15 protein-coding genes are annotated in these 17,215 nt (G+C 46.1%); 6 read left to right on the top strand and 9 right to left on the bottom strand.

Going from position 1 to position 17,215, the window contains the following annotated elements:
* Positions 1–7: 7 nt before the first annotated feature.
* Positions 8–142 (bottom strand): 50S ribosomal protein L34, encoded by a 135-nt coding sequence (rpmH, locus tag KJY73_RS09685; protein WP_082633349.1) that lies wholly within the window; start codon positions 140–142, stop codon positions 8–10.
* Between the two features lie 517 nt (positions 143–659).
* Here rpmH and dnaA point away from each other — a divergent pair.
* The 4 genes from dnaA to gyrB are packed head-to-tail and all read left to right on the top strand — an operon-like array spanning position 660 to position 6,719.
* Entirely contained in the window at positions 660–2,045 is a 1,386-nt protein-coding gene (gene dnaA / locus KJY73_RS09680) for a chromosomal replication initiator protein DnaA (RefSeq protein WP_214343400.1), read from the top strand.
* 19 nt (positions 2,046–2,064) lie between these two features.
* Positions 2,065–3,168, top strand: a complete 1,104-nt coding sequence (gene dnaN, locus KJY73_RS09675; protein ID WP_214343398.1) for a DNA polymerase III subunit beta — start codon at positions 2,065–2,067, stop codon at positions 3,166–3,168.
* 40 nt (positions 3,169–3,208) lie between these two features.
* Complete coding sequence (gene recF, locus KJY73_RS09670; protein ID WP_214343396.1) at positions 3,209–4,294, top strand: DNA replication/repair protein RecF; 1,086 nt, start codon at positions 3,209–3,211, stop codon at positions 4,292–4,294.
* Positions 4,295–4,301: 7 nt separating this feature from the next.
* A complete protein-coding gene (gene gyrB, locus KJY73_RS09665) occupies positions 4,302–6,719 on the top strand; it encodes a DNA topoisomerase (ATP-hydrolyzing) subunit B (protein ID WP_206595800.1) in 2,418 nt (805 codons plus the stop codon).
* A 47-nt stretch (positions 6,720–6,766) separates the two neighbouring features.
* On the opposite strand, the gene KJY73_RS09660 is transcribed toward gyrB, so the two are convergent.
* The 7 genes from KJY73_RS09660 to KJY73_RS09630 form a co-directional block, all read right to left on the bottom strand.
* Complete coding sequence (locus KJY73_RS09660) at positions 6,767–7,252, bottom strand: hypothetical protein (protein WP_232848562.1); 486 nt, start codon at positions 7,250–7,252, stop codon at positions 6,767–6,769.
* A gap of 107 nt (positions 7,253–7,359) precedes the next feature.
* Positions 7,360–9,426 carry a glycine--tRNA ligase subunit beta gene (glyS, locus tag KJY73_RS09655; protein WP_214343394.1) on the bottom strand — a complete coding sequence of 689 codons (2,067 nt, stop codon included), beginning with the start codon at positions 9,424–9,426 and terminating at the stop codon, positions 7,360–7,362.
* On the bottom strand, positions 9,426–10,337 hold the full coding sequence (gene glyQ / locus KJY73_RS09650) for a glycine--tRNA ligase subunit alpha (RefSeq protein WP_214343392.1): 912 nt from the start codon (positions 10,335–10,337) through the stop codon (positions 9,426–9,428). Before glyQ ends, glyS begins: the two co-directional genes overlap by 1 nt.
* Before the next feature lie 154 nt (positions 10,338–10,491).
* Complete coding sequence (locus tag KJY73_RS09645) at positions 10,492–10,935, bottom strand: DUF2489 domain-containing protein (protein ID WP_214343390.1); 444 nt, start codon at positions 10,933–10,935, stop codon at positions 10,492–10,494.
* A complete protein-coding gene (yihI, locus tag KJY73_RS09640; protein WP_214343389.1) occupies positions 10,932–11,390 on the bottom strand; it encodes a Der GTPase-activating protein YihI in 459 nt (152 codons plus the stop codon). The genes KJY73_RS09645 and yihI overlap by 4 nt, the downstream gene beginning before the upstream one ends.
* A gap of 30 nt (positions 11,391–11,420) precedes the next feature.
* Complete coding sequence (locus KJY73_RS09635) at positions 11,421–12,053, bottom strand: class I SAM-dependent methyltransferase (RefSeq protein ID WP_206595806.1); 633 nt, start codon at positions 12,051–12,053, stop codon at positions 11,421–11,423.
* Between the two features lie 442 nt (positions 12,054–12,495).
* The gene (locus tag KJY73_RS09630; protein WP_214343387.1) at positions 12,496–13,113 is read right to left on the bottom strand and encodes a c-type cytochrome; all 618 of its coding nucleotides are present in this window, start codon (positions 13,111–13,113) and stop codon (positions 12,496–12,498) included.
* A gap of 219 nt (positions 13,114–13,332) precedes the next feature.
* Here KJY73_RS09630 and yihA point away from each other — a divergent pair, with 219 nt between their 5' ends.
* A complete protein-coding gene (gene yihA, locus KJY73_RS09625; protein WP_214343384.1) occupies positions 13,333–13,965 on the top strand; it encodes a ribosome biogenesis GTP-binding protein YihA/YsxC in 633 nt (210 codons plus the stop codon).
* Positions 13,966–14,304: 339 nt separating this feature from the next.
* On the opposite strand, the gene polA is transcribed toward yihA, so the two are convergent.
* Positions 14,305–17,049, bottom strand: a complete 2,745-nt coding sequence (gene polA / locus KJY73_RS09620; RefSeq protein WP_214343382.1) for a DNA polymerase I — start codon at positions 17,047–17,049, stop codon at positions 14,305–14,307.
* A 22-nt stretch (positions 17,050–17,071) separates the two neighbouring features.
* On the opposite strand from polA, the gene KJY73_RS09615 reads away from it, so the two are divergent.
* Positions 17,072–17,212 (top strand): hypothetical protein, encoded by a 141-nt coding sequence (locus KJY73_RS09615; RefSeq protein WP_214343380.1) that lies wholly within the window; start codon positions 17,072–17,074, stop codon positions 17,210–17,212.
* Positions 17,213–17,215: the final 3 nt, after the last annotated feature.

The following is a 17,215-nucleotide window of genomic DNA, read 5'->3' as shown; positions in this document are numbered from 1 at the left end:
AATGCAATTAGGCTGATAAACGAGCACGGCCTTTAGCACGACGACTAGCTAGAACCTTGCGGCCATTTTTTGTCGCCATGCGGGCACGAAAACCGTGTGAACGTTTACGCTTTAAATTACTTGGTTGAAATGTTCTTTTCATAACCTAGTCCGCCGCTTCAATAACTGATGTTGACTCTTCAAGCACGGGGTTGTGCTTAAAAGGACGCCGAATTTTAGAGATCTATATGAAGCATGTCAACGCAATTTGCAGGGCGCTGTCGCTTTTATGTACCTTGCGCAAAATTATTATGTTAATAACCTATATATTTAATAGGGTTTATCCACAGAAAACAGCGAGTAGATCTCTAACTTATTAAATTAAAGGCTGCTTTTTATCCACTTATTGCTTTTTGGTATATGCCATTGTCACTCTTTCACTATTCTTTGTTGTCAAAATAAATTGATATTAATCAAGTGGATATGTGTTTATCTAAGTTAATCCTGCAAAGCAGGAAAGATCGAACTTGAACATGTGGATAAATATGCGCAATAATTCACAGCCTTAGCGACAACAGGTCCTCACACCCAGATTTTTCGGTGTTCATTCTTTGTTCGCACGCATCCTTTTCGTCTTTTTAGCTGGTGACTTCATTGGTTCCGGCAGGAGTGCCTAATTAATGTCTTTATGGGAAGAATGTCTCAGGCGGTTACAGCAGGAGTTGCCCACTCAGCAATTCAGCATGTGGATTCGTCCGCTTCAAGCCCAGTATGACAACTCTACGCTGACGTTGTTTGCTCCTAATAGATTTGTACTGGATTGGGTGCGCGATAAGTATATTTCTCGTATATCAGAGTTGTTCGCAGAGATCTGTGCTCCAGATACGCCTCCAGCTCTGCATTTTGATGTAGGTGTAGCCAATAGCTTGCCAAGTGTCTCTGCGCCCATGCAACCAGCGGTAATACCCGCCAGTACATTTTCTGCACCACAGGTTGTTACTCACTCTCCCGTATCAGGTGTGTCACAGCAAGTCAGAGTTGAGCACAAGAGCAATATTAATCTGACCTATACCTTTGATAACTTTGTAGAGGGTAAGTCGAACCAACTGGCCAGAGCTGCTGCTAGTCAGGTAGCAGATAATCCTGGGGGCGCATATAACCCGTTGTTTATCTACGGAGGAACAGGTTTAGGTAAGACTCACCTCTTACATGCTGTTGGTAATGGACTGATGGCCAAGAATAAAGACGCTAAAGTGGTGTACATGCATTCAGAGCGTTTTGTTCAGGACATGGTTAAGGCTCTGCAGAATAATGCCATCGAAGAATTTAAGCGTTACTACCGTTCTGTCGATGCACTGCTTATCGACGATATTCAGTTCTTTGCAAAGAAGGACCGCTCTCAGGAAGAGTTTTTTCACACTTTCAACGCGCTGTTGGAAGGTAACCAGCAGATTATTTTGACTTCTGATCGATATCCAAAAGAGATCGATGGTGTAGAAGATCGATTGAAGTCTCGTTTTGGTTGGGGCTTAACTATCGCGATTGAACCGCCAGAGCTGGAAACCCGAGTGGCGATTCTTATGAGAAAAGCGGTGGAGAATCGGATTCATTTACCGGATGAAGTGGCATTTTTTATCGCAAAGAGATTGCGGTCTAATGTGCGAGAATTAGAAGGTGCCTTGAATAGGGTTATCGCTAATGCAAACTTTACCGGGCGCCCTATTACCATTGATTTTGTCCGTGAAGCGTTACGAGATCTATTAGCCTTACAAGAAAAACTCGTTACTATAGATAACATTCAAAAAACGGTCGCTGAGTATTACAAAATTAAGGTGGCCGATATCCTCTCCAAACGGAGAAGCCGCAGTGTGGCAAGGCCAAGGCAGGTTGCTATGGCATTGGCGAAAGAATTGACTAATCACAGTTTGCCCGAGATTGGTGATGCATTTGGTGGGAGAGACCATACAACCGTCTTGCATGCCTGTCGAAAGATTGGCCAACTCCGTGAAGAGAGTCATGATATAAAAGAAGACTATCAGAATTTGATTCGAACCCTGTCGTCCTAAAAACTACAACGAGTCGCTCATGAAATTTACTATAAGTAGGGAAAACTTCTTACAACCTCTGCAGTTGGTTGCTGGTGCCGTTGAACGTCGACACACGCTGCCTATTCTGTCTAATGTGCTGATTAAAGTTAGTGAGGGTACACTATGGCTAACAGGCACGGATTTAGAGGTGGAGTTAATATCTAACGTAAGTCTGGCAGGGCAGTTCGAAGACGGTGAAATTACCGTTCCTGCCAAGAAGCTATTAGATATAGTTAAGGGATTTTCCGATGTTGGCGACGTTGAATTTTTGGTGGAGGGAAACAAAGCCCTACTGAAATCAGGACGCGGAAGATATTCCTTGTCTACACTCCCTGCGAGTGAATATCCAAACCTGGAAGACTGGCAAGGTGAGGTGGAGTTTGAGATTTCGCAGTCTCAGCTAAAGCGGTTGATAGACAGCACGCATTTCTCAATGGCCCAACAGGACGTGCGCTATTACTTAAATGGTATGTCACTGGAAACCGAAGACGGCATTATCCGCACTGTCGCCACTGATGGTCACAGATTAGCATTGTGCCGGACGCCTTACGAGGGAGCACCGTTACCCGATCGTCAGGTTATTATTCCCAGAAAGGGGGTGATGGAGATATCACGCCTAATAGAGAATGATGATAAGTCCTTGAAGGTGCAGATCGGTGCCAACCATATTCGAATCTTCTCTACTGATTTCATTTTCACCAGCAAGTTAGTGGATGGCCGATTCCCAGATTATCGGAGAGTCTTGCCTAAGGATGGGGATAAGTCTCTCGAAGCCAGTAAGGAAATACTGAAGCAGGCTTTTTCTCGAGCATCTATTCTTTCTAACGAAAAATTTAGAGGTGTACGGTTAAACCTCTCGTCAGGTGAGCTGAAGATTACAGCTAACAACCCTGAGCAAGAAGAAGCAGAAGAAATTGTTGATGTTCAGTATCAAGGTGACAGTTTAGAAATAGGTTTTAACGTTGCTTACCTGATTGATGTGTTGAACGCACTTGGTTCTGAAAATGTTCGTATCAGCATGTCTGATTCCAACAGTAGCGCATTAATTGAAGACGCCAAAGATGATTCGGCACTCTATGTCATTATGCCAATGAGGTTGTAATCCTGCCCATCTTTTTGGCCCTTGCGGGCTTAGCATCTAAATGATACTGGAGCGTCTCCAAATCCAGCAGTTTAGGAATTTGCAGAGTGTATCGCTTATTCCTGCTGCGGGTTTAAATGTAATGTACGGTATCAACGGTAGCGGTAAATCCTCTTTACTAGAAGCTATCCATTATCTCGGTTTTGGCCGTTCTTTTCGTAGTGCTCGACATCAACATGTTATTCAACATGATGCCGATTCTTTCACCGTCTTCTGTAAGGCGATAGATGAGGAATCGACCCAGTCTGCAGCTATCGGCTATCAGCGACTGAGAAACGGCGAGTCTATTATTAGGGTAAATGGTGAACAGCTAAACCGCGCTTCTGATTTAGTTAAGTTGTTGCCTGTACAAATATTTACCCCTAATAGTGCTGAAGTCATTCACGGTGCTCCAAGTTTACGCCGTCGGTTTTTAGATTGGGGATTGTTCCACGTGGAACAGTCTTTCCTGACGTTGAATGCCCGTTATCAGCAGATTTTGGCTCACAGGAATGCATTACTTAGGAAAGGTGTATTAGGCAGTGAAGGGGCTTATTGGAATGAATCTCTAGCGGTTTGTGGGGAACAGGTAGATAAGCTAAGGGAGAGTTACTTGGATAGGCTGGCTCCTTATATATATGCAAATCTGAGCCATTTTCTACCTGAGTTTTCCTTCGAAATTTCGTATTATAGCGGGTGGGATAGATCTAAGTCTCTGGCGGATGTTTTGAATCAAAATATGCCTAGGGACCTAAAATATGGCTTCACATCCCAAGGACCACACAAAGCGGATCTTCGTGTTAAAGCTGACGGTATAATAGCGCAAGAGGTGCTATCGAGAGGTCAGGCGAGAATGTTGATGGCTGCGCTTCTTCTTTCGCAGTCTCAGTATTTACTGACAGAGAAACGAAAGGGCTGTGTGTTCTTATTGGATGACATTGGCGCTGAGTTAGACTCCGCCAAACGAGAAGCTTTTATCAGTGAGTTACTCAATTCTTCTGCACAGATATTTGTTACTGCTGTTGAGAAGCAACATGTCGGTTTTGTAGAAGATTACAAAGATAAAAAAATGTTTCACGTGGAACATGGCCAGGTGAAAGAGGAGTAGAAGGTAAATGTCTGAGAACAACTATGATTCGTCAAGTATCAAAGTATTAAAGGGCCTGGATGCTGTCCGAAAAAGACCTGGAATGTATATCGGTGATACTGATGATGGCACCGGTCTTCACCATATGGTGTTTGAAGTTGTAGACAACTCCATTGATGAGGCGTTAGCCGGACACTGTTCTGATATCCGAATTACCATTCACAATGATGGTTCTGTATCGGTGAAAGATAACGGTCGTGGTATACCTACAGAAATTCACCCGGAAGAGGGGGTTTCTGCAGCTGAAGTAATACTTACTGTTTTGCATGCAGGCGGTAAGTTCGATGATAACTCCTATAAAGTTTCTGGTGGCTTGCACGGTGTAGGTGTATCAGTAGTAAACGCCTTGTCAGAAAAATTACAACTGCGTATTCGCCGTGGCGGTAAGATTCACGAGCAAGAATATCAGCACGGTGTGCCTCAAGCGCCTCTTGCTCCCGTCGGTGAAACAGAGGAGAGAGGTACTAGCATTCGTTTCTGGCCAAGTCCTCAAACATTCTCTGACACTGTTTTTCACTATGACATCCTGGCTAAACGCCTTCGCGAATTGTCATTTTTGAACTCAGGTGTTTCCATTTATCTTAATGATGAACGTGACGGAAAATCAGACCATTTTTGTTATGAAGGCGGAATCAATGCATTTGTGCAGTTTCTGAATCAGAACAAAACACCAGTGCATCAGAAAGCATTTTACTTCTCGACTGAGCGAGAGGATGGCATTAGCGTAGAAGTGGCTATGCAGTGGAATGATGGGTTTCAGGAAAATATTTATTGCTTTACCAACAATATTCCTCAACGAGATGGTGGTACGCACTTAGCCGGCTTCAGAGGAGCGTTAACCCGTACTCTGAACAACTATATGGAAAACGAAGGTCTAAACAAAAAGTCCAAGACCAACGCTAGTGGCGATGATGCCCGTGAAGGCTTGACCGCCGTTGTTTCCGTTAAAGTACCGGATCCGAAATTTTCGTCTCAGACAAAAGACAAACTGGTTTCTTCAGAAGTGAAACCTGCTGTCGAAACGACAATGGGTGAAAAGCTTCAGGAGTTCTTGTTGGAGAACCCTGCTGACGCCAAGATCATTGCTGGAAAAATTATTGATGCTGCCAGAGCGCGAGAGGCTGCCAGAAAGGCCAGAGAGATGACCCGTCGTAAGGGAGCACTCGACCTGGCTGGATTGCCCGGCAAATTGGCGGACTGCCAAGAAAAAGACCCTGCATTATCTGAGTTGTACATAGTGGAGGGAGATTCTGCCGGTGGGTCTGCTAAACAGGGGCGCAATCGTAAGAACCAAGCTATCTTACCTTTGAAAGGTAAGATTCTTAATGTTGAGAAAGCACGTTTTGACAAGATGCTTTCTTCACAGGAAGTGGCAACCCTAATCACAGCCTTGGGTTGTGGTATCGGTCGGGATGAGTATGACCCAGACAAACTTCGTTATCACAGCATCATTATTATGACGGATGCTGACGTTGATGGGTCGCACATTCGTACCTTACTTTTGACCTTCTTCTATCGTCAGATGCCTGAAATTATTGAACGAGGTTATGTATATATTGCCCAGCCTCCACTTTATAAAATGAAGAAAGGTAAGCAAGAGCAATACATTAAAGATGACCCTGCTTTAACCGCCTACCTCACGACCATGGCTCTGGATAATGCATCCTTGTATGTAAACGAGAATGCACCTGCTATCTCTGGTGTTGCACTGGAGACTTTGGTTAAGCAGTTCCAGACCACTATGAGCATGATTGATCGAATCAGCCGTATCATGCCAAAAGCATTACTGATGCGTTTGGTTTATGCCGATATCCTCAACCTACAAGATCTGTCAGACCAAACTAAGCTGGCAGCAGTAGGGCAGAAGTTGGTTAAAGAACTAGAGGATTCAGAGAGTGACGGAGCTTTGTACCGTTTTGAGGTACGAGAAGACCGCGAGCGTTCTAATTGGTATGTGGTAGTGGTGATGCGCCAGCATGGCATCGACAACGAATATCGTTTAGACCATGACTTCATTGATTCCACAGAATACAAACGTATTCGAGAGCTAAATGAAGCTATCAATGGCATCATCGAGGATGGTGGTTATGTTGCCAGGGGCGAAAAAACACAGAAAGTTGATAGTTTCGCACAGGCATTGGAGTGGCTACTGGCAGAATCTAAGCGCGGTATTTACATTCAGCGCTATAAAGGATTAGGTGAGATGAACCCTACTCAGCTTTGGGAAACAACTATGGATCCTGAAAGCCGCCGCATGCTTCAAGTGACTATTGAGGACGCCATCGCTGCTGACCAACTCTTTACATGCTTAATGGGGGACCAAGTTGAACCTCGTCGAGCATTTATTGAAGAAAATGCATTAAGGGTAGCAAACCTGGATGTGTAGTAATAAAAAAGCCGGCTTTCGCCGGCTTTTTTAATTAAATCAATTAGTTATCTTGATTTCTTATTTATGGTCACTTGCGGATGGGCCGAATGCGAGAAGTCGATATAGAATTCATAACGTCCGGTTTCGCTTGGCGTGAACTTGAAATTGTTATTGGTCATATCGCAACTAGCTTTTACTGGCTTACCTAGCTTGACCTGCTCATCATTGTCCTTTTGTAGATAGCCGCAGTTCAAACCCTCTGACCACTGAGCATCAGCAATTCTAAAATCGTAGGGTTGCCCATCGGCAATTAACTCAGCTTCACCTTTAAATAGGGTTTCTGAAAGGCGCTGCATCTTATAGTTCTCATCAGCTTCCCACCAGGTAAACACACCTCGCAAATAAAGATCTTGAATTTGCTCTTGTTCTGGCAGGCTAGGGCGACTCGCGCAGGCAGCCAATGTCGAAATTAGTAGGGCGGTGGTAAGCGCTCTTGGCATGGCCATTCTGCGGATCCTCAATAATTCATATACGGCTTTAATATTGCGCATAGTTATAACAAATCATCCGGGGCAAAGCGAATACGCCGGACGTTTATCTAGTACCTCACAAATAAAGAAGCCCACCAATGGTGGGCCTCTATTTTCTATGCTCTGTACTAATTTAGAATTGAGATGTCTGCGACACCCAGGAACAATGCGCGCAATTCACTCAGCAGCGCCAGACGATTAGCCCTGACTGCGAGGTCTTCATCCATGACCATAACTTGATCGAAGAATAAATCGATGCTTTCCCTGAGTGTGGCTAAGCTCACTAAGGCTTGCTTGTAATCCAACTGCTGCATGCTCTGCTGAACCTGTCCTTTTACCGACTCCAGTTGGCTAAGCAGTGCTTGCTCTGACGCGTCTTTCAACAAAGCTGCGTCGACTTTGTCCTGAAGCGGTTCTTCTACCTTGGCAAGGATATTGGCAACGCGTTTATTGGCCGCTGCAAGCGCCTGGGCAGCCTCTAATGTCTTAAAGTGCTGTACCGCTTTAATTCGGGCGTCAAAATCGGCAGGGCGCGACGGACGACGTGCCAATACCGATTGGATAACATCCACATCCACGCCTTGCTCCTGATACCAGGCACGGAAACGCCCTTGTACGAAGTCAAATACCTGCTCTGCCGTGTCACTATTAGTGAGTTTGTCCCCGAACAAAGAAACAGATGCACTTATTAACGGCTGTAGGTCTAAAGGTAACGCTTTTTCTACCACTATTCTTAACAGGCCAATTGCTGCTCTTCGCAACGCAAAGGGATCTTTATCACCTTTAGGTGCCTGCCCAATACCAAATATACCAACCAGGGTATCGAGTTTGTCGGCAATTGCGACCGCACAACTTATGCTAGAGCTAGGAAGCTGGTCACCTGAGAATCTTGGCATGTACTGTTCGTTCAGTGCCAAGGCAACCTCTTCATCTTCACCATCCAAACGTGCGTAATGCATTCCCATTACACCTTGCACATCTGGAAATTCCATGACCATGTTAGACATTAAGTCAGTTTTAGATAATAGACCGGCGCGCTGAGCCTGCTGTTGATTTGCGCCAAGTGCCTCGGCCACTTTGGCTGCTAAAGAGGCAATACGTTCGGACTTATCCTTCAGGGTACCCAATTGCTTTTGGAACAGTACGGTATCAAGACTTGCCAGACGGTCTGCCAAACGTTGTTTCTTATCTGTAGTAAAGAAAAACTCTGCGTCGGCCAGGCGAGGGCGAATAACCTTCTCGTTACCTTTAACAATCTGCACAGGATCCTTGCTTTCTATATTGGTAACAAAAGCAAAGCGTGGCAGCAGCTCGCCATTTTGAGTAAACAGCGGGAAGTACTTCTGGTCGCCCTTCATAGTGTAAATAAGGGCTTCTTTGGGAACTTGCAGGAAGCTTTCCTCAAAGGAGGCGGTAAGCACTACAGGCCATTCTACCAGCGCAGTGACTTCTTCCAGCAGGCTCTCTTCCGGTTCAATGGCGGCGCCTTCGCTGCTCGCTGCCTGGGCTAGCCCTTGCCTGATAACTTCCTTTCGTTCGCGGAAGTCTGCCAGAACATAAGCACCTCGCAATAACGCCAAATAATTATCAGCATGATCCAGCGTCAGTGGAGCAGGGTGATGGAACCTATGACCGGACAGGGTGGTAGATGAGCGAATACCCAATACTTCACCGTCGATAAGTTCGTTGCCAAACATCATGCAGACATTATGCACAGGACGAATAAACTCTGTGCGCTTGTTGCCCCAGCGCATAGGTTTAGGGATGGGTAAAGCTTTAAGGGCCTGATTTACCATGTCGGCAAGAATCGTTGGCAGGCTCTCACCTTTAACATTGGCCATATGCAGTAGCCACTCACCTTTATCCGTAGATAAACGTTGAGCATCCTTAATGTCTATTCCCAAACCTTGAGCCCAACCTAGTGCGGCTCGGGTAGGTTGGCCGTCAGCATCAAAAGCAGCACTGATTGCCGGTCCCCGTTTCTCTATGACCTTGTCGGCTTGCTGATAAGCAAGGCCTTTAATGTAAACGGCCAAACGTCTTGGGGAAGCAAACCAAGTCACGTCTTCTTTTGACAACTCAGCCTGTTGAAGCTGCTTATCCATTTCCTGCGCAAAGGACTCTGCCAGCTTAGTTAGCGCTTTAGGGGGCAACTCTTCTGTGCCAATTTCTATCAGTAAGTTTTCCTGGCGCATCAGTTGCTCTCCTTCTGCTTGCACATTGGGAAACCGAGGGCTTCCCTTGAATCGTAATAGCTTTGTGCACACGCCTTAGCCAGGGTTCTTACCCTGAGAATATAACGCTGGCGTTCTGTTACAGAAATCGCGTGACGGGCATCTAATAAGTTAAATGCATGAGATGCTTTCATCACCTGCTCGTAGGCGGGCAAGGCCAAGCCTTTCTCGATAAGAGACTGGCTGTCCTTTTCACACTGGTCAAAAGTTCGGAACAGCGCTTCTACATCAGCATATTCAAAGTTGTAGGTGGATTGCTCCACTTCATTCTGATGGAATACATCGCCGTAGGTTACCCGACCCATGGGACCGTCGGTCCATACCAGATCATAAATGCTATCAACACCCTGGATGTACATTGCCAGTCTTTCCAGGCCATAGGTTATTTCACCTGTTACCGGCGCGCATTCCAAACCACCTACTTGCTGGAAATAGGTGAACTGAGTAACTTCCATGCCGTTTAGCCATACTTCCCAGCCCAAACCCCAGGCGCCTAATGTGGGCGATTCCCAGTTGTCTTCGACAAAGCGGATGTCATGTACCAGAGGATCAAAACCTAGTTCAATTAATGAACCCAGATACAATTCCTGAATATTATCGGGTGAGGGCTTCAGCATGACCTGAAACTGATAGTAGTGCTGTAGTCTGTTCGGGTTCTCACCATAGCGGCCATCAGTTGGTCTGCGGCAAGGTTGAACGTAAGCGCTGCTGATTGGCTCGGGGCCGATAGAGCGGAGAAACGTCATTGGGTGGAAGGTGCCTGCACCTACTTCCATATCAAGGGGTTGAATAATCACACAGCCCTGACGTGCCCAGTAATCCTGCAGGGCTAAAATCAGTCCCTGGAAAGTCTTTATATCGAACTTTTGCATAAGATCCGGTGTTTGCTGGTTTATTTTAAAAAATGCTGCCAAGTATACCTTTTGAGCGACTTGGAAAGTAGGCAAAATTCAGGGGAATAAGCGCTGATTAGCAGAATTGAGGGATGAGATGCTAAAAGGGGCTAAGCGCCCCATTTGGGTGAAATTAGAAGCTCTTTAAAACTTGAATCTCTTTTAGTATTTGTGATTCCAGTTCAGCTTCATGCTCTTCGCGCTCAAGTTGCATACGGCGCCTTTCTGGCTTAGGTAACTCACTGTAGGCTTTGTGGGTTGGCATATGTTTGATGCGCCCATAGAGCTCATGTAAAGCTGGGAAACGCTCAGCATGATCAGAGGCTTGATCAAAATTTTCCAGCAGTACGCAGAGTCTGATACTGCCTTCCGATAAGCCACACTGCTGTTGGTCGAGGGCTTGCGCTATAGTCTGAATACTTTGGCGGAGGTAATCTTCTCGCTGTTTAACTGCGGCCTGTTGTTGCTGTTTCTGACGTTTTAACTGGAATAAGAGTTGCCCGGCATAAAATGCCAGGGCAGCAATAATTAATACCGCCGCCACCAGAATGATGGTTATCAGAGGCGTGAAACTCATTTCTTAAACTGATCCAGATTAATTTTTTCAAATTTATCAAGTAAGTCGTCGTCATCGTCTTGCTCAGCTTCCGGGTTAATACCCATCAGTTGGCAAAGTTCCTGATGACGTGCAAGCTTACTGTCGACATACCGTTGTTCTTCGGCAGACAGCTTATCACCGGCGTCTAAGCGGTCCATCAGCGCGTCCAGGCGGGTATCTTGCTCTATTGACTTAAGTTCTGCAGCCGGTGAGAAATACTTGGCTTTAGGCTGGGCCTCAGACTTTTCGACCACCAATGGAACGGCCTTCTTACTGCCAAGCCTGGGATCCCGGGGCGCTTTGGCGAGCTGCTCTGCCTTCTTCGGGGTTACATTATTGCGGGTGCCGGCCGGTTTGCCTGTACGACGTTTAGGCTTCCTGTCTTGCTCAGGTTGCTGTTTTTTGGCTTTGTGGGTAAATGGCTGCTTAGGCATGAAAAGTCACCTTGATTGAATGCAGCTATTTTACACCTTGTCTCGGTACAAAAACACTACATCGGGTCCGGCAATCTCTAGCCGCAAGGAATATTGCTGTGCTATCCAGGTAAAGGTTGCCTCGCTAAAAAAGCACACATGGGTTTGATCATTCTTATAGTGCCAGTTGGCAAAGCGCTCTTTATTGATCACACGCTTTGTCATTATGCCTAGTGTGGCTTGAGGGGCCATCAGAGTTAACCACAGCTTGAGCACCTCACCAGGTTGATAAAAATGCTCAATAGCTTCCGTACAACAAATAAAATCAAAGGTACCTGTTGGCGCAGCGGGAAGATAAAAAGGGTCATAGCCAATAGTAGGGAAGCCTGACTCACTTAGCATGTTGGCAAGCACAGGGGCAGGACCACAGCCGTAGTCAAGACCTTTGGCGCCTTGCTTCAAACGCTGTTTCAGAGGTTCAGCAAAGCGAGACAAAAAACGCAGATAGCCTTCGTCTGTGTGACTATTTTGGTGTAGGTCGTAGATTGCCTTTTCTGCATCAGGGAGAAGTCTTTGTGCCTCATTGACAAACACCAACTGACAACAATTGCACTGCCAATAGTCTCTTTTTTTATCGGCGTGATAATGGCTGACAAGCTGATGGCAACAAAGGGGGCAGGGCATAATGAATGAAGCACAAAAAGAAAAGGCGATAGTCTACCTATCGCCTTTCGTATAACCAAGTGCCAGATGACACTTCTCCCGTTTTATCGTTCATCCTGAACGGTGCAGACAGCCTTATCATACGCTTCCCTTATTTTTCTTATTCGCGAAGCTTTTTTGTTATTGGTCTTCCTGACGCTTTATTGGCTTTCCGTATAATTTCCAAGAGCGAGTTAAAACGCTAAGAACAACGTATGGCTTTCCCTTCCTGGGTGCACTGTAGTCCCTGTTGTTGATGCGAAAGAATACAGGATAAAAAATATTTTACAACTTTTTTACAATGGTTTTTTTAACAAGTTTCGGCGTATTTATTAACTAGCGTAAAGCAGAATAAACACTGCTAAGCCGCTAAAACGAAAAAACCGACCTAATTAGGTCGGCTTTTTATCGATGCACGCTATGACTAGTACAAGCCGCCTACATACTTTGACAGCAGCTCAATTTCCGCATCCGTCAGTCGCATGGCTATGTCACGCATCATACCATTAGGGTCATTCACACGCTTACCGGCGCGGAAGTCCTCTAACTGTTTTTTCACATAGGTGGCATGTTGGCCGCTTATGTCAGGGAACTTGGCTAAGCCCATGCCATCTCCGCGAGGACCGTGGCAAGCCGCACAAGCAGCAATTCCGCGCTCCATATCGCCACCCAGGAACAACTTAGAACCTGCTTGAATGACATCTTCGGGTGTGCTGCCTGCATTTGCTTTCTGCGATGAGAAGTATGCAGCCATATCCTCAATATCTTGATCTGATAGTGGGGCAGCCATACCAGACATTACTGGATCATAACGGCCTTGTTCACCATTAGTTTGAGCACCCAGGCGGAACTCCTGTAGTTGCTTGACGATATAGCTGGAATGTTGCCCAGCAATACTTGGATACATATCCACCAAACTATTGCCATCTGCACCATGGCAGGCGGCACAACTAGTTGACTTCGCCTTGCCTGCTTCTGCGTCACCGGCGGCAACGGCTGGAAGAGTCATGGTCAGGCAAAGCATCAGGAAGATCTTTTTCATAGTAATTCTCGTTGAGCTTTTTATGGGCTGGCTACTGGTCTTGCCGTATTTTACACATTTAATCCGGCAAAAAAATATATTCCCAAGGATTTGTAGGGTTTTAGCAACTTCTTAGTTGCTTGGCAGGGGACAATGATATACTGGCAACTTGAGTGATGTCGGTATTTGACCGATGTAAATGCATATTTTTGAGGCCGAATCGGCCTGTCGGGAGACAATGTGAGTCATTACAGCCATGCAAAATTTGTATTAAGTGCTCCGGATATTCGGCACTTAGGCGCTGATCAAGGTGTAGAAGTTGCCTTCGCTGGCCGCTCGAATGCCGGGAAGTCCAGTGCGTTAAACCGTATTACGCGTCAGAAAGGCTTAGCTAGGACCAGTAAAACCCCTGGTCGAACACAGTTGATCAACGTTTTTGAATTAGATACTGATCGTCGCCTGATTGATTTGCCTGGCTATGGCTTTGCTCAGGTACCGGTGGAAATGAAGAAAAAGTGGCAACGAGCGTTAGGCGAGTACTTGCAGCAACGAAAAAGTTTGAAAGGCTTGGTTGTGCTGATGGATATTCGTCATCCCTTCAAAGATTTGGATCAGGAATTGATTCATTGGGCGGTAAACAGCAAGTTACCAGTGCTGGCCTTGTTGACCAAAGCCGACAAGTTAAAATCTGGTCAGCGTAAAGCACAATTACTGATGGCAAGAGAGGCTAGTTTGGCCTTTTGTGGTGACGTTACCGTGCATGCCTTCTCATCACTTACCGGTGTGGGATTAGAAAACGTTGAACAAGTACTTAACCAATGGTTTGGGTTACCTAGTAAACAAGACACTTCAAATATAGCGCCTGCTTCCTGACTCTCCTCTTACCATCTGTAAAAAAAAGCCCCATCCAACAGGACGGGGCCAGACACAAACTCAGGGACACACATAAACCGTATATTCAGACGGCCGAGTTTTTGAAAAGTTCACAAGAAAATAGATTTTTTTAAAAAAAGTTTTGGATGTTGCTTTTCGCGGCTAGATGAATAGGTCGGGGCATAAAAAAAGCCCCGGCAGAGCCGGGGCCTAAAGCAAAGGTCTGAAAGATAGAACATCTTACCTCTGTACCCTACAGGTTGAATAATAACCACGTTATGGATAAAAGCAAGATATTTTTGTAATTAAATTACATAGAGTTAAATTTGTGCAACTTCTCTAGTGTGCCTCGTCCCAGTTGTCTCCGAGGCCGGCTTCTACAACCAGTGGTACATTCAGACTGGCCGCTTGTTCCATCAGCTTAATTATTTTTTGCCTGTTTTCTTCCAGATTGTGTTCTTTTATTTCAAATACCAGTTCATCGTGTACCTGCATTATCATGCGTACATCACCATCTGGTTGCTGATCAATCCAGTTATCAACGGCCAACATCGCTTTCTTGATAATATCCGCCGCTGTCCCTTGCATGGGGGCGTTAATCGCTGCTCGCTCTGCTCCTTTGCGTCGAGCGGCATTGCTGGACTTGATTTCCGGCAGGTAAAGTCTGCGACCAAATACGGTACTGACATATCCCTGTTCTTTGGCATGCTCCCGGGTTGTCTCCATATATTGCAGAACACCTGGGTAGCGCTCGAAGTAAAGATCCATATAGTTTTGGGCTTCGGCGCGGGGGATATCCAATTGCTGTGACAGACCAAAGGCAGACATGCCGTATATCAGGCCAAAATTGATCGCCTTCGCACTGCGTCTTTGATCAGCTGTGACTTCTTCTAAGGGAACACCAAATACTTCTGAGGCCGTCGCTCTGTGAATATCCTTTCCAGCAGCGAATGCGGTCAGCAGTCCTTGGTCTGCTGACAAGTGCGCCATGATTCTCAGTTCGATTTGAGAGTAATCTGCCGCAACTATCTTGTAGCCAGGTGATGCCACAAAAGCTTGCCTTACCCGGCGCCCTTCTTCTGTTCTTATCGGAATATTTTGTAGGTTAGGGTCAGTAGAAGACAGTCGACCCGTTGCTGCAACGGCCTGGTGATAAGAGGTGTGTACGCGCCCGGTGCGATGATTGATCATCTTGGGTAGTTTGTCGGTGTAAGTATTTTTCAGCTTGCTCAGCCCCCGGTATTCCATCAACAGCTTGGGTAGCGGGTACTGATGAGCTAATACCTGTAATACATCTTCAGATGTAGAAGGCACTCCTTTGGGGGTTTTCTTAATCACAGGCAGGTTCATTTTTTCAAATAATATTTCCTGCAACTGCTTGGGTGAACCAAGGTTAAATTCGCAGCCTGCCAGCTCGTGTACTTGCTTTTCCAGCTCAATAATGCGGCTGGCAAGTTGCTGGCTTTGATGCTTGAGCTTTTGGCTGTCTATCAGTACACCTTGTACTTCCATTTTGGACAGCACGCTGGCGAGGGGAACTTCGATGTCGGTTAATATGCTTTTAAGCTCAGAAACCTGTTCCAACTCAGGCCAAATTGCCTGGTGCAGCCTTAATGTTATATCTGCATCTTCAGCGGCATAATGTGCCGCCTGTTCAAGGGGAATTTGGTTGAAAGTAAGTTGCTTGGCGCCTTTACCGGCAATGTCTTCAAAATGGACTGTTTTATGTCCCAGGAATCGCTCAGCCAGGCTGTCCATATCGTGGCGACCAGCAACGCTGTTACTTACATAGGATTCCAGCATGGTATCAAAGGCGATGCCTTGTAAATTGATGCCATGATTGGCCAATACATTCTTGTCGTACTTTATATGCTGTCCGACTTTCAAGCATTGGGGATTCTCCAACAACGGCTTCAATTGCTGTAGCACCCAGTTTCTATCCAACTGTTCAGGGGCATCAACATAATCATGTCCGACCGGCAGGTAAGCTGCTTCACCCGGTGCGACGGCAAAACAAAAGCCCACTAACTCCGCTTCCATATAGTCCAGACTGGTTGTTTCTGTATCTAAGGCGATAAGCGGGGCTGCCTTAAGCTTGTCCAGCCAACGCAAAAAATGTGCTTCATCCAGAATTGTTTCATATTGGTCCGCGCTAATATCAGTGGCCATTGGAGATGCAGCTGCAGTGGCGTCAACCGGTGATTCATGCGCCAGCTCCTCTAACCAGCGCTTAAACTCCAGTTCTGCGAATAATGTTGCCAGTTTCCGCTTGTCGGCCTCTCCTGGGGCTAGTTCTTCTGGTCGTAAAGGAAGCTCAACATCGGTTTTGATAGTGGCTAATTGATAAGACAGTTTGGCCTGTGCTTCATATTCTTGCATCTTCGCTGCCATGGTCTTGGCGCCGCGAAATTCAAGCTGAGCAATGTCATTCAATCTGGAATAGATGTCATCTATTCCTCCCAGTCCCTGCAGCATAGCTAAAGCACTCTTGTCACCCACGCCTGGGACGCCAGGAATGTTGTCAACTTTATCGCCTTTAAGTGCCAACAGATCGATAATCAGTTCTGGTGGAACGCCAAATTTCTCCACCACGCCGGTCGGATCCATCAGGGTATTGGTCATGGTGTTGATCAATGTGACGTTGTCATCAACCAACTGGGCCATGTCCTTATCCCCGGTACTGATAAGGGTTGGGATCCCGGCTTCACTTGCCTGCCTGGCTAATGTGCCGATGACATCGTCTGCTTCAACACCTTCGATCACAATAATAGGTAAGCCCATGGCTTTAATGATTTCGTGAATCGGCTCAATCTGGACTCTCAGATCATCCGGCATGGGCGGACGATGCGCTTTGTATTCCGGATAGATATCATCCCGAAAGGTCTTACCTTTCGCATCAAACACAACGGCCATGTGAGTAGGGTGAAATTGCTTGATCAAGCTGCGAAGCATATTGATCACACCATATACAGCATTGGTCGGTTGGCCTTTAGAATTGGACAGATCCCTAATGGCGTGAAAAGCCCGGAATAGATAAGAAGATCCATCTACTAATATCAGAGGATAAGCTGGTTGTGTCGACATGGTTTGGCGCTCTGGCGTATGAATGCCGGTAAGGATGCCACAAGCGGTGACATTCAGCCACGCCTTGCTTTATCCACAACCTTTGTATGTTGTGGATAACTTTGTTGATGAAGTTTTCTATTGCGCAGGAATAAACTTTACCCAGTTACAGGCAAATGCTTAAAAG

The sequence above is a fragment of the Bowmanella yangjiangensis genome (assembly GCF_018531185.1).
GTDB classification, from domain to species: Bacteria; Pseudomonadota; Gammaproteobacteria; order Enterobacterales; family Alteromonadaceae; genus Bowmanella; species Bowmanella yangjiangensis.
Note: the sequence above shows the minus strand (reverse complement) of the source record. Positions and strands in the feature narration are given on the sequence as shown.